This is a genomic window from Leeuwenhoekiella aestuarii (assembly GCF_004104055.1).
Lineage (GTDB): Bacteria > Bacteroidota > Bacteroidia > Flavobacteriales > Flavobacteriaceae > Leeuwenhoekiella > Leeuwenhoekiella aestuarii.
The window spans coordinates 1,340,395-1,352,926 of sequence record NZ_QOVJ01000001.1; the positions used below are offsets into that span (position 1 = coordinate 1,340,395).

Genomic DNA, 12,532 nt, shown 5'->3' on the forward strand with positions numbered 1-12,532 from the left:
TAACCCTACCTTTACTACCTTAACTAACAAAGAAATCATGAGCCTGGAACAAGACTTAAGAGACCGCAGCGGTAATGTATGCGAACTGTGTGGTAGTACCGAAGATTTAGACATCTATGCCATACCCGAATCCCCATCAACCACAACAGCAGACACCCATATTTTTGCCTGTGGAACCTGCAGAATCCAATTAGAAAATCCCGAGGCAGTAGAGCCTAATCATTGGCGTTGTTTGAATGATAGTATGTGGAGCCCTGTACCGGCAGTGCAGGTGGTAGCTTTTCGGATGCTGCATCAGCTTAGAGCCGAAGGCTGGCCTCAGGATCTGCTCGATATGATGTATATGGAAGAGGATACTCGAGAGTGGGCTAAAGCCGGAGTTGCTCAGGAAACTTCGGCAAATGCACTTGTGCATCGCGACAGCAATGGGGTGATTTTAGAAGCGGGAGATTCTGTTGTATTGATTAAAGATCTTAAGGTAAAAGGCAGTAGTATGGTTGCTAAACAGGGCACCGCTGTGCGTCGTATTTCGTTGGATCATGAAAATGAAAAATACATTGAAGGTAAAGTTGACGGGCAACAAATTGTTTTGGTGACTGATTACGTGAAGAAAATCTAGGACTCATTAAGGCATTTTAAATTTTACGTTCATAAACAGAAGTTTAGTGTTCAATTTCCTGACTTTTAGCACTTTATTTGGTTTATTATAACATCAGATTGGGAGAACAGTAGGCTGGCAATGAATAGATTGTAAACAACTAACCAAAATGATGAAAAATGAGCAATAAAAAAGAAAAATTCGCCCGGGCAGGAATGGTAGCCAAGGGTGCAGTGTATGCAATTATAGGTGTACTTACTGCAATGGCGGCCTTTAATCTGGGCGGTTCAAAAAGCGGAAGCGATAATGTGTTACAATTTCTAGCACAACAATCGTATGGGAAAGTACTGCTGGGTGCGCTTGCCATTGGATTATTTGGCTACACATTTTACCGTATATATGAAGCGATAAATGGTCCCGGGGACAGCTGGAGTGAACCCAAAGGTTTTGTAAAACGTGCGGGATATATCGTAAGTGGAATTTTTTACGGGATACTGGGGTTTACCGCCGCCAAGATGGTATTGGGCAATAGTTCAGGTTCTGGTGGAGGTGACTCTATGATTGCTACTTTGATGTCAAAACCCTACGGCCCTTATCTGGTAGGGTTTGTGGCTTTATGTCTTGCCGGTAAAGCTATTTTTCAATTGTATAAAGCCTACAGCGGAAAATTTAGAGACGATGTTCAGGAAACTAATTTAAGCTCTAAGGAGCAAAAAACCTTAATTCGTGCCGGTAAAATAGGGTTTACCGCCCGTGGAATCGTTTCGGGTATTGTGGCTTTTTTATTCTTTAAAGTTGCCTTAGGCGAAGGAGGAGATACCGGAGGGAAAGTTGCAGCTTTTGAATTTCTTCAAAATAACTTTGGCGCAACCGTAATGGGAATTGTCGCTCTAGGTCTTGTGGCTTATGCCGTCTTTATGTTTATTCAGGCGAAATATGCGCAGATACGCCTGTAACATTCAAGTTTTGAAATTGAACTAAAATTAAAAAACCCGTCGATCGAAAGTCGTACGGGTTTTTTAATGAGTTAATTTTATTTTTAAACCGCATACAGCTTCGATACAAATTCCGCCTCTCTCTCGTTTGTCAAAATTCACTCATTCACCAAATTCTTTATCTAAATACTGTTAACTGAGACTGTTCACTTATCATTTAAACCCTGCGTGAGGGATTGAAGCGGCATCCTTTTTAAATGATCTCCGAGTGATTTGCTTGATAAAGCAAATGGTATCGAGGTTCCAGATTAAAAAGATAGAGCGTAAAAGCCCGACCTCGCCTTTTGCGGGGTCACGCCCAAACTCTTAAAATTAGTTTTCTTCAGATTTTAGCCTAGTGAACTCGTGATAAAAATGCGGAATGGTTTCGATTCCTTTTAAGAAATTCCAAACGCCAAAATGCTCATTCGGGGAGTGAATGGCGTCGCTGTCCAGACCAAAGCCCATCAAAATGGTTTTACTGTTGAGTTCTTTTTCAAAGAGTGCAACAATGGGAATACTGCCGCCACTACGTTGTGGGATTGGTGTTTTACCAAAGGTTTTTTCGTAAGCTGCTTCGGCTGCCTGATACCCTATATTGTCAATGGGAGTTACATAAGGTTCACCACCGTGATGGGGTTTTACCTTAACTCGTATGCCCTCAGGAGCGATGCTCTCAAAATGTTTTTTAAAGAGCTGGGTGATCTCTTTCCAGTCCTGATCGGGTACGAGCCGCATACTTATTTTTGCATAGGCCTTGCTGGCAATCACGGTTTTTGCACCTTCGCCAATGTAGCCACCCCAAATACCGTTTACGTCAAGAGTAGGGCGTATGCTGTTGCGCTCGTTTGTGCTATAACCGGCTTCGCCATACACCGCGTCAATATCCAGGGCTTTTTGATAGTTTTCTAGCGAGAAAGGAGCTTCGGCCATTTTTTCCCGTTCTGCTGCGGTGAGTTCATCAACCTGATCGTAAAATCCGGGAATAGTGATGTGATTGTTTTCGTCGTGGAGCGAAGCAATCATTTTGGTCAGCACATTAATGGGATTGGCCACCGCACCGCCATAAAGTCCGCTGTGAAGGTCTCGGTTGGGACCGGTAACTTCAACTTCCACGTAGCTGAGTCCGCGCAGACCTGTGGTGATGCTGGGTACATCTTTTGCGATCATCCCGGTGTCTGAAATCAGGATCACATCGTTAGCCAGTTTCTCCTGGTTTCTGGAGATAAACCAACCCAGATTTTCGCTGCCTACTTCTTCCTCACCTTCAATCATAAACTTCACGTTGCACGGCAGATCGTCATTTTGGGTCATATACTCCAGCGCTTTGACGTGCATATACATTTGCCCTTTGTCGTCACAAGCCCCGCGAGCAAAAATGGCTCCTTCCGGGTGCAATTCGGTTTTTTTGATCACCGGTTCAAAAGGCGCGCTATCCCACAAATCCATGGGGTCTGGCGGTTGCACATCATAATGCCCGTAAACTAAGATGGTAGGCAGGTTTTTATCTTTTATAAGTTCGCCATAAACAATTGGGTAGCCCGGGGTTTCACAGATTTCTACTTTAGCACAGCCGGCTTCCTTAAGGCGTTCTGCAACAGCATCTGCGGTGTTGAACACGTCGTCTTTATAGGCTTTATCGGCACTGATTGACGGAATTTTTAAAAGCTCAATGAGTTCGTCTAGAAAGCGTTTTTGATGCATATCTATATATTTTTTAATGTCTTTCATCTGGTTATTTTTTTATAGTTAAAAATAGGACAGAGCTCATTTTATAAAGTCAATTTCCAATTCCCGCAAAAATACGGATTGGAACCTAAATGGCTTTGAAAGCAGCCTACAAAGCATAAAATATTAACCGTAATGCTGAGGTAAAAGATTTGGCCGAATTAAATTTTAGGAAGTGCTTAAAATTTCTATCAAAAAATATTCTCAATATGAAAATCTTTCCTATATTTGCACTCGCATTTTTAGAGATAAAGATGCAGATTTTTAACGGATGTCCTAAGTACGTTGAAAGTAGCATGCAGGCGTGGTGGAATTGGTAGACACGCTAGACTTAGGATCTAGTGCCGCAAGGTGTGAGAGTTCGAGTCTCTCCGCCTGTACAAAGGGATAAGCCGACTTTAACGAGTCGGCTTTTTTATTTTGGTACAACAATGGTACAACAAATCATCTTCTTCAAAATTTCCTAAACTTTAACATTATTTGCTGTTTTTTGAGATCAATAGCTATTGACCTTAAATGCTGCTAGGATTTTAAAGACTAAAAATTTGATGAGACGATGACAGATGAAGATGAACCCACTGTTACAGGGGCTCAAGCTGTCATCATTTTATCATCAAACTGTCATCAAAAAATAAGTGATGACAAAAAGAAGATTTAAAAAATCAAAAATGATGAAACGATGAATTTTTGATGACTTGGGAAGGTTGGTTTCTATAAGGTCTAAGAGGATTTGTCATCAAATCATCAAAAAATACACCCAAGTAGTGTGCTCGTGAAAAAGGAAGGAATTCTCTTTTTTTCTTTTCATCAGCAGTGTTTTTTAATATGTCGAAAAATTAATGATATTTCAACATATATTTACAGTGTGTCGATGCCTTCGACATAGTTACTTTTAAATGTCGATATCATGTACAGTCCTGAACAAGCCTATAACGATCTTCCTTTATTACCTCCAACTGTTGAGGTTGAAACCAAGAAAATTTTAAAGCAGGCTATTATATCCAATAAAGTATTAGCAGAACTCAAGGGTCGAGCGGATGAAATTCCGAATCAGTCTATGCTTTTAAATGCCATTACATTACAGGAAGCAAAGGATAGCTCTGAAATAGAAAATATAGTGACGACACAGGACAGCTTATACAAAGCTTTTTCTTCCAACATTTCGACTACAGATGCCCAGACAAAGGAAGTTTTAAGATATCGTCAGGCCTTGTGGGAAGGGTATACTGATTTAAGTAAACGTCCATTATCTACAAACTCTTTTGTTCAAATCGTACAGACTATAAAAGAGAACAACTCTGGGATACGAAATGCGCCCGGAACTAAAATTACGAGTAATGGTAAGACCATCTACACACCACCTGAAGGCGAAGCCGTGATTCGAAATTTACTCAAGAATCTGGAAGATTATATACACGGCGAAGAGGATGTGGATCTTCTCATAAAGTTGGCGATTATGCACTATCAGTTTGAAGCGATACATCCCTTTTTTGATGGAAATGGAAGAACGGGTAGGGTAATCAATATGCTCTTTATGGTTGAGAATGGACTTTTAGAAACTCCAATACTTTATCTAAGTAAATACATCATTGAGCATAAGAATGCGTATTATACTAATCTTAGAGGAGTAACCGAAAAATCAGAATGGGAAGCCTGGATTCTTTTTATTTTAAAAGGTATAGAAGAAACGGCGTTATATACTGTAGAAAAGATCAACTCCATTAACAGTTTGATGCAGGAAACCATTGTTTTGGCTAAAGAAAAACTTCCTGCGCGCGTATATTCTAAAGAACTAATCGAATTGCTATTTGAGCAGCCCTATTGTAAAGTCAAATATCTGGTTGATAAAGGTATTGCCAAACGTCAGACTGCAGCTGAATACCTCAGTGAGCTTGAAGCAATCGGAATCTTAAGATCGCAAAAAGTAGGCGTAGAAAACCTGTATTTGAATGTCAAACTGGTTGAGGTTTTAAAGCAATAAAAAAATTAAGATGTTTTTGTTTGAGTGTAAGTTTGATCCTTAATTTGATTTAAATGTATTAGGTATCATTTTCAAAATAAAGAGGATATTTTCGTTAATCCTACAGTAAAAACATAGCATTTTTTAAGAGCAAAGCGGAGAAAAATGTGTAGCAAGAGGGTAACACGCTGCGCGATGTTACAGTACACATTTTTCATTTTAAATCACTGATATTCAGCATCTAATTTATCTCTCTTGGTGGTTTTTAGGTTTGAATTTGCGACAAATGCGTTTTTAAGCCCTGTAAATAGGTAGATTTTTGCGACAAATCCTGTTTAAAGATAGGTGCAAGGGAGGATAATTCAGGTAGTCCTCACCACATTCTCCTACACTAGGTTTCGGGGAAAAAGGTTCGTCTAGAAGTCTTGAACACAGGCCAAAAAAATCAATTAGTATCTTATTGAATGGGTAGGACTTTTTTGACCTGAGTTCGCCGGTCATTCTATCTTGAAATGGCCCTATCTTTTACTTTCGTGATTTATTTTCTTTTTGATCCGCTCCAGACAGCATACCTTTTTTGATCGGAAAGATACAGGATTCTAAATTAGTCGGGCGCATAAACCGGTCGGCTGCGCCTCCCTATTTATAGCCCTCTTCTAATTTAAAACCCTGAAAAGATGGCCTATCAAAAGGTAATGCGACGGCTCTGGAGGAAGTAAATGAGACAACCAGAACCCGTATGCGTATTGATCTACACTACTATTTCAGCGGAGCAAAAAAGGACTTGCTCAGGATGAAATAAGTAAATGTTTTCGTTTAAGACATTTGATTGTGAGCCGTATTTTTAATGAAATCAGGATGGTTTTTTACAATTTTCCAGAAATTCTATTCGGTGAAATTTACTAATTCTGATGGTCTGTATTCAAGTAGTATAGCTCAACACATTGTTTTAAATTCTAAAAAACAAACTACTTTTATAGAGTAACACATTCTAAAAGCTGCTTTCTAATCAAATGGAACATATTAGTCGAAATTCAACCCAGTATAATGATCAGACTTAAATATTATGAAATTTGAAGCTGCTTTTCAAAATTATTGTTTTACCGGCCTTGAAAATTTCACTTCCCGTAACGTGAGAGTGTCATTTTTAATCTCGTCCTCATCTATCATAAAAATCACAACATCCTGCTCGTGGCTGTCTTCTTCTTCAAATGTTTTACAAATCTGAGGATAAGGTGTAGTCCTAAAAAAATTGATGTCAAGTACTTGCTTATCTTTAAGATACGATTTAGACTTTTTTAAAATTAGAGGAGGCTTACCACCGAAAGTTTTATAGGTTAAAGAGTCTCTTTGAGCGTGAGAAAAGTGAAAATGGGTATCAGACCAAGCATCTTTTTCCATTTGTCTAATAAAATAACCATAGGATTTTGGTATGTGTTCTGGATTAAATTCTCTCCTTGAAAATTGATATTCGGTTTTGTCCATCACTTTGAATTTTTGATTAAACTGAATATAGACGGTATCTCTTGCCTGTCCTAAAGAAATAGTACTGTATAAAATAATAGAGAATAGAAATAAAATTTTACTGGCCATATTTACTTTATTAATTGCAGTTAGAAGCTTTTGTTGAACCTGCTTCCGTATCAGAAGAATATTTTGATATATCTAACTGGTTATTATTGTAGTATTCAGATCCTTTAGTAGTTCTATGCAGACCAAAATACGATAGTGACTCGTAGAACTTATCCCAATCCCAATAAGGTTCAGCAATGGAATTCCTATCATCAATAAAATTCTGGTCATCTAGATTTTGATGCACATCCTTTAGGGCTTCCTGCATTAGGCCTGTATAATGATCAGCCATAAATTCATGTTGCCAGCCTTTTTTACCTCTGTAGTTTTCGTAAAGTGCTTCAAAACCAGTATCAGCAGGAACTGTACCATTATTTAGTTTTATCACCGTGGCAAAAAGATTTGCATGTATGGCTTCATGAAGTAAAGTCTGCATCGATATCAATAGCATACGAATTATTACCTAAGGGCGTAGTACAGCCAACAGCATCCGTGCCACCATTGCATTCAAAATTTTCTTGAAGGTTAAAAACTACATCAAAAGCATCTTCCCCAAAGAAATCTTTCAATAAATCTATAATTTTATGCTGTTTGACTAATTGATTATAGGTGCAATTTATTTTTTCATTATTTAGAAAATTTGGGGATCTATTGATTTTAAAAACCTCCTCTTCAATCAAATCTCCATTTTTCATCAATTATAGGGTCACCGTCAAAACCACCAGAGGGGATTGCTATAATTTTTACCTGTCTAATTCCAAACTCGGTAATAAAAGCAGCAATTAGTGTAGTTGGTAATAAACTACGTTAAAATATTTTAGATATAATTGATATTAAGAAAATTACACTAGTCGAGAAACTTTACAAAATGAAATATTTTAAGATATAGCTATTGCTTTTTTATCATCTATGATCCAAACACCATTTTCTTTTCTAAGGTAATAGCGTATTCCAACCCCATCTAGTTTACCTTGTGAAAAACCGCAGGTTATAATAGCTTTGTTAGCTTTAGTATTTACTACAAAATCAGAAAATGTTAAAATACCATTAGTGGCTTTGGTTTCCCAGTAAAAATTTTTGTTTTCATCGAATAATGTTTGATTGAAGTAGAAATGATGATCAGTTGGAACTCTATCAATAAGTTCTAAATTAATCATAACGCCCTTCTTTAGGCGATTTGAGTCAAAATCTTGAATAAATTGCGAGTCAAATTCCTTAAATTTTTTGAGGTTGGTGTTTTGAACTTTTTTATTAATCGCAAAATTTCTCGATTTTCCGGCTTTATATTTTTTCCGCTCTGACTGTGGTAGGTGTGGTTCAGTATTTATTTTCAGGTTCTTTGAATTCAAAGGTTTTGGAGGTGGAGGAGGACTTTTGAATTCTTTAGTAATATCCAAATAGACAACGGTGATTATATTCTCTATTTTATAATCTACTATTTGTCTCTTGGGCTGCTCAGCGCAAGAAAAAATAATGATACCTAAAATTAAGAAAATGGGATATTTACGAATCATAATTACATTTAATTAAGAGAAATACAATCTGAACCAAAATCGGTTGTGTTATTAACTTGTTTCTTATTTTCATAGCATTGGGAGTTTTCTTCCTTAGTTAGTGATTTCCATTCACCGTTATCATAATATCCATCATAGCCATATTTTATAAGCCCTTCCCAAGCAAACGCTAAATAAAATTCAAGATCATAGCGATTATTATCTAATAGTCTGATTGTTTTTGCTATTGGTATAATATAATTGTCCGCCATATATTGATGTTGAGCATATATTGTTTCAAGACTATTTGAGTTATCTGACTTGTAATAAAAATAGTAATATAATAGGTTAGTTCTGTCTTCTGGATCTATATCACCTTGATGATCATTAACATATTTAAATATTTCAGCATGAATCCCTTCGTGCAATAAAGTCGTCGCCATTTCACTCACAAATTCAGCCATTAATTCGTGATGAGCTCTGCCATAGTTACTTGGTTTGTGTTATTATTTTAAATATTTTACTTGTTGTTGACTTAATTTATCTGACCTCTATATTACTTTTCATTAAACATCAGATTAGTTACTATACTTATAGGATAATTACCTATTGGGTCTTAGCCTAGGGTAAGTTCTCTTACTTTTGAAATTTTCCATTTTTTATTTTTTAACTCATATAGGCACATCACACTATAGCCTTCACCCATTGTGGTTTTGCTATACCATATAAGTGCATATTTTCCATCTTTTGAAATTATGGGATTTGTTAAATAAATCCGAGGTGTTGTATGATACAAATAGTTTTCATTTGAAGATTTATTTATTTCATTTTTACTATCAAAATTCTGAAGCAGCTCTTTCTTTTCATTTGGGAATAGCTTTTTCAAAGATGTTTTAGGATATTCTAACTGATTCAGCAGGTAATCTTTTTGAGATAATTTAAACAAAGAAGTTGCTTCGTTATTAGTAAAAAAAGAATGAGGACTTGAAAGTCTCACTTCTTCTTGGAAAAACTTCGACTCAAGATTTTTCTTGAATTCTAATCCGTTCGAGAAAGAGGAGTTTATTTTAAAATCAGAATATTGCTCCTCTAAAAAAGCTATTTGAATTACAAGTAACTCTTTTATGTCTTTAGTATTTGAAAATTTGCTTGTTGAAGCACAACTTATTGCCAGAGCTAATAAACTAATAACAAGGACTATTTGCCGAATTGATCGCTTTACCTTTAGGCGTTGCAGTATATGATGTTCCATCTGGATAATTATATATTTCTGTTTCATTATTTTGCTCGCTTAAAATATCATAAATAATCTTAATATGCTCTGGATTTCTATTTGACGGATTATTGATAGCATCTAAATTATTTAAATATTCAGGATAAGAATTTTTGAAAGTTTGGGAATTTAAAATTCCTCCAGAATATGAGAGATTTCTATAGTACGAAAATGGTAAATTATAGCCTGCTACATTTCCATAAGCAGATAATGATGTAGCCATCTCGTTAATGAAATTATTCATCAGTTCGTGTTGAGTTTTATTGAGATTGACGGTAAAAGAAGTCCTATTGTATTCTATAAAAGCATCAAATAGTTCTGAAAAATCAGGATCAGCTTGTCCCGTTATTGTTGAAAGTTTGCCTTCTTCAAACATATATACCAAAATCGCGTGAACAGACTCATGTATTGTACTTCTAGTAATAGATAAATCTGTTACATTATTTAAATAACTAGCTCTAAAGGATATATTTACATCCATAGTTTTAGTGATAGGGTAGAAATAGAATTGAGGGTCTGTACTGGCGTTACCATTTAAATTTTGATCTACACTAAATGTAAGATTAACTTTATCGTTGGCTTCAAAAATATCAAGCAATAGTTCATTCAATATTGTGCAACTTCCATAAGCAGATTGAACGATTTGTTGTGCACAAGGATACTGTGAGAATGTGGAGTCTATTACTATCCTGTCCTCTATCTCCTCTTCAATCAAATCTCCATTTTATCAATAATAGGGTCACTTTTGGCTGCTACTATTTACTCCACAGGAACAGGTGTAGATAAACTACGTTGTTATACCCATATACTCTTGGTAGAGGTATTTGACATAAACAATGACGCCTAACAATAAAAAGGTGATTTACATTATTTGTTAAAGGCTCTGTTAGAGCACTCCGCTTACTTAATATTAAATAAACCCTATTCTGTATTAGGTAACTAAATTAAAGTTTCATTAGTATTATTAAAGTTCATTAATAATCTATCCACCAAACCCGGGTTCTTTTGAATTTATCGTTTTGAAGCTTTTCAATAACATAGATGTGTTCAAATAATTGATTATACGTTTCAATTACTTTTAAGCTCTTTTTTTTAACCCCCTCATTAATAATAGAATTGTGTAATTTTTCACCTTCCACCCATAGTTTATTTATCGTAGTGAATTCGATATTTTTAAGCCATTTACCAGAGATCGTATCAACTTGTTGATATCTGCTTATTTCAAAAAGATTATCGTCAATATTATAATATTTCATATCTCCACTAGTAAAAATACTATCATTACAAATGTCGAAGAGCAAATATTGATTTTTTTGACCGTATGAAAAAAAAGGTGTGGTCAAAAAAAACATTAAAAGGATTATCTTATTCACACAGCTTGCTTCCACTTGCTTTCTCATAGGTTATAATTTCTAGGATTTGTTGTTGCTCTTTATCTTTCAGTTCTTCCCACGTTTGAGTATATATTAACTCATGATTATTATTTGCATCTTTAATTTCAGATAACCCCTCCCAAGCTAAGGCATCATAATAGTCGTCAGAATGTTGTCCATTATCAAAATGTTTTAAACCTGTAGCTATAGTTTCCCTGTAATAGGCAGCCATTTGCTCATGATCCCAGTTTTTCCCGTGTATTCTCATGTATTCATATAATCCCGGGAAATCGCTTTGACTTACATTTCCACCATTGCGATAGACAAACTCCCAAAGCCTTGCGTGAATACTTTCGTGTATAATGGTTCTCGCAATAGTTAAGGTAGTATTTCTATTTTCCGCACGATTTTGATTTATACTTATTACAAAAGTATTTGAGATACCACTTTGCAAAGGTGTTGCTGTAGAAGCATTTGTTTCATTGCCAAGCGTTGTGGACATTTTAAAAACAAGGTCAAACTGTGACGGCTGATCCCCATCCTTGAAGTTTTCAAGAATCCAATTAATATTATTGTTATTGTCTACCATTTTTTGGTAAACACAATCAGCCTTTCCGGTCAGTTGATTATCGATTTTGTAAACAATCTCCTCCTCAATCAAATCTCCATTTTCATCAATTATAGGGTCACCGCCAAAACCACCAGAGCCTCCATTGCCATCGCCCGGCTCACCTGGCCCACTGGGTCCCCCAGGACCTCCACCACCTGGGTTGCCCCCATCACCAAAGCCCCCGTCACCACCAGTACCAGTGCCGGGTCCACTCGGACCACCAGAGGAGCAATTACGTTGCTTTACAAAATAATAAGTGCATTTATAGCCATCATATCCTCCCGTACATATAAAATGATCAAATTTGAAAGTGGTGACACAACTACTTTTAGAGTTATGCATACTTTTTTTAAAATTGTAGCCCTTGAATTCACCATTCTCCAATATACTTGTACCCATCGTTTTCCCCTCGAGGTTTAAAACTTCTATCGATCCCGAATACAGAGAAAGTTCACGCGCACTCTTCAACCAATTTTGAGTGGGTCTATAGCGCAAAATGTGACTTTCTATACTACTGTCGTAATCAACAAAAGTAACCAGGTTATCAAAATGCCTTACAGTTTTTGAGGCTTTGTTTTCTTTTGTTAATCGCTTATTTTGAAGGGCGATAGTGTATATTACACCATTTTATTCCTGATTTTCAATTGCAGGTATATCGGTACCTGGAGATCCAAAAATGCTGGAGGAGAAATTGTTTGATTTGGTCGCATGTAATTGAGTTAGTTCTTTATGAACTTCAATCGGCAAATCATCAAATGCAACATATTGCTTATCGGCTGTCGCATTCAAAACCCGGTCATCTTTTAGTTCTTCATCACTTTGACAGCTGATCATTAAAAGCAAGCAAAGTGCATTTAAAAAAACAAATGTGAATAAGGAGGAGTTGTGTTTAATCATTTATAAAGGTATTTAAGGCAATATCTTCATAAATATTTAAAGTAAATCTTAAAA

At 36.2% G+C, this 12,532-nt stretch carries 14 protein-coding genes and 1 tRNA gene; 4 read left to right on the top strand and 11 right to left on the bottom strand.

Translation table 11 applies throughout. The features are described from left to right. Positions 1–37: 37 nt before the first annotated feature. Entirely contained in the window at positions 38–619 is a 582-nt protein-coding gene (locus DSM03_RS05895) for a PhnA domain-containing protein (RefSeq protein WP_128760060.1), read from the top strand. Positions 620–777: 158 nt separating this feature from the next. Further along, on the top strand, positions 778–1,554 hold the full coding sequence (locus DSM03_RS05900; RefSeq protein ID WP_128760061.1) for a DUF1206 domain-containing protein: 777 nt from the start codon (positions 778–780) through the stop codon (positions 1,552–1,554). A gap of 351 nt (positions 1,555–1,905) precedes the next feature. Here DSM03_RS05900 and DSM03_RS05905 read toward each other — a convergent pair whose 3' ends face one another. Then, positions 1,906–3,303, bottom strand: a complete 1,398-nt coding sequence (locus tag DSM03_RS05905; protein ID WP_128760062.1) for a dipeptidase — start codon at positions 3,301–3,303, stop codon at positions 1,906–1,908. 295 nt (positions 3,304–3,598) lie between these two features. Here DSM03_RS05905 and DSM03_RS05910 point away from each other — a divergent pair. Then, a tRNA-Leu gene (locus DSM03_RS05910) sits at positions 3,599–3,680 on the top strand. A gap of 527 nt (positions 3,681–4,207) precedes the next feature. After that, positions 4,208–5,281 carry a Fic family protein gene (locus DSM03_RS05915; RefSeq protein ID WP_128760063.1) on the top strand — a complete coding sequence of 358 codons (1,074 nt, stop codon included), beginning with the start codon at positions 4,208–4,210 and terminating at the stop codon, positions 5,279–5,281. Between the two features lie 1,071 nt (positions 5,282–6,352). Here the strand turns inward: DSM03_RS05915 and DSM03_RS05920 are convergent. The 10 genes from DSM03_RS05920 to DSM03_RS05965 form a co-directional block, all read right to left on the bottom strand. After that, on the bottom strand, positions 6,353–6,853 hold the full coding sequence (locus DSM03_RS05920; RefSeq protein WP_128760064.1) for a hypothetical protein: 501 nt from the start codon (positions 6,851–6,853) through the stop codon (positions 6,353–6,355). A gap of 10 nt (positions 6,854–6,863) precedes the next feature. Next, positions 6,864–7,283, bottom strand: coding sequence for a hypothetical protein (locus DSM03_RS05925; RefSeq protein WP_161567055.1), 420 nt, complete (start codon positions 7,281–7,283; stop codon positions 6,864–6,866). Beyond that, a complete protein-coding gene (locus tag DSM03_RS05930; protein ID WP_128760066.1) occupies positions 7,249–7,527 on the bottom strand; it encodes a hypothetical protein in 279 nt (92 codons plus the stop codon). The genes DSM03_RS05925 and DSM03_RS05930 overlap by 35 nt, the downstream gene beginning before the upstream one ends. Before the next feature lie 183 nt (positions 7,528–7,710). After that, a complete protein-coding gene (locus tag DSM03_RS05935) occupies positions 7,711–8,346 on the bottom strand; it encodes a hypothetical protein (protein WP_128760067.1) in 636 nt (211 codons plus the stop codon). Positions 8,347–8,354: 8 nt separating this feature from the next. After that, a complete protein-coding gene (locus tag DSM03_RS05940; RefSeq protein ID WP_128760068.1) occupies positions 8,355–8,789 on the bottom strand; it encodes a hypothetical protein in 435 nt (144 codons plus the stop codon). Between the two features lie 152 nt (positions 8,790–8,941). Continuing rightward, entirely contained in the window at positions 8,942–9,577 is a 636-nt protein-coding gene (locus tag DSM03_RS05945) for a hypothetical protein (RefSeq protein ID WP_128760069.1), read from the bottom strand. Beyond that, positions 9,510–10,313 carry a hypothetical protein gene (locus DSM03_RS05950; protein WP_128760070.1) on the bottom strand — a complete coding sequence of 268 codons (804 nt, stop codon included), beginning with the start codon at positions 10,311–10,313 and terminating at the stop codon, positions 9,510–9,512. The genes DSM03_RS05945 and DSM03_RS05950 overlap by 68 nt, the downstream gene beginning before the upstream one ends. Before the next feature lie 259 nt (positions 10,314–10,572). Then, entirely contained in the window at positions 10,573–10,899 is a 327-nt protein-coding gene (locus tag DSM03_RS05955) for a hypothetical protein (protein WP_128760071.1), read from the bottom strand. Positions 10,900–10,963: 64 nt separating this feature from the next. After that, on the bottom strand, positions 10,964–12,076 hold the full coding sequence (locus DSM03_RS05960) for a hypothetical protein (protein ID WP_128763065.1): 1,113 nt from the start codon (positions 12,074–12,076) through the stop codon (positions 10,964–10,966). Positions 12,077–12,208: 132 nt separating this feature from the next. Next, the gene (locus tag DSM03_RS05965) at positions 12,209–12,478 is read right to left on the bottom strand and encodes a hypothetical protein (protein ID WP_128760073.1); all 270 of its coding nucleotides are present in this window, start codon (positions 12,476–12,478) and stop codon (positions 12,209–12,211) included. Between the last annotated feature and the right edge of the window lie 54 nt (positions 12,479–12,532).

Bases quoted from the DNA above. Each gene is read 5' to 3' on its own strand.
- DSM03_RS05935 (WP_128760067.1), bottom strand. From the start codon at position 8,346: ATGATTCGTAAATATCCCATTTTCTTAATTTTAGGTATCATTATTTTT.
- DSM03_RS05900 (WP_128760061.1), top strand. From the start codon at position 778: ATGAGCAATAAAAAAGAAAAATTCGCCCGGGCAGGAATGGTAGCCAAG.
- DSM03_RS05945 (WP_128760069.1), bottom strand. From the start codon at position 9,577: ATGGAACATCATATACTGCAACGCCTAAAGGTAAAGCGATCAATTCGG.
- DSM03_RS05930 (WP_128760066.1), bottom strand. From the start codon at position 7,527: ATGAAAAATGGAGATTTGATTGAAGAGGAGGTTTTTAAAATCAATAGA.
- DSM03_RS05925 (WP_161567055.1), bottom strand. From the start codon at position 7,283: ATGCTATTGATATCGATGCAGACTTTACTTCATGAAGCCATACATGCA.
- DSM03_RS05915 (WP_128760063.1), top strand. From the start codon at position 4,208: ATGTACAGTCCTGAACAAGCCTATAACGATCTTCCTTTATTACCTCCA.
- DSM03_RS05905 (WP_128760062.1), bottom strand. From the start codon at position 3,303: ATGAAAGACATTAAAAAATATATAGATATGCATCAAAAACGCTTTCTA.
- DSM03_RS05920 (WP_128760064.1), bottom strand. From the start codon at position 6,853: ATGGCCAGTAAAATTTTATTTCTATTCTCTATTATTTTATACAGTACT.
- DSM03_RS05940 (WP_128760068.1), bottom strand. From the start codon at position 8,789: ATGGCTGAATTTGTGAGTGAAATGGCGACGACTTTATTGCACGAAGGG.
- DSM03_RS05965 (WP_128760073.1), bottom strand. From the start codon at position 12,478: ATGATTAAACACAACTCCTCCTTATTCACATTTGTTTTTTTAAATGCA.
- DSM03_RS05895 (WP_128760060.1), top strand. From the start codon at position 38: ATGAGCCTGGAACAAGACTTAAGAGACCGCAGCGGTAATGTATGCGAA.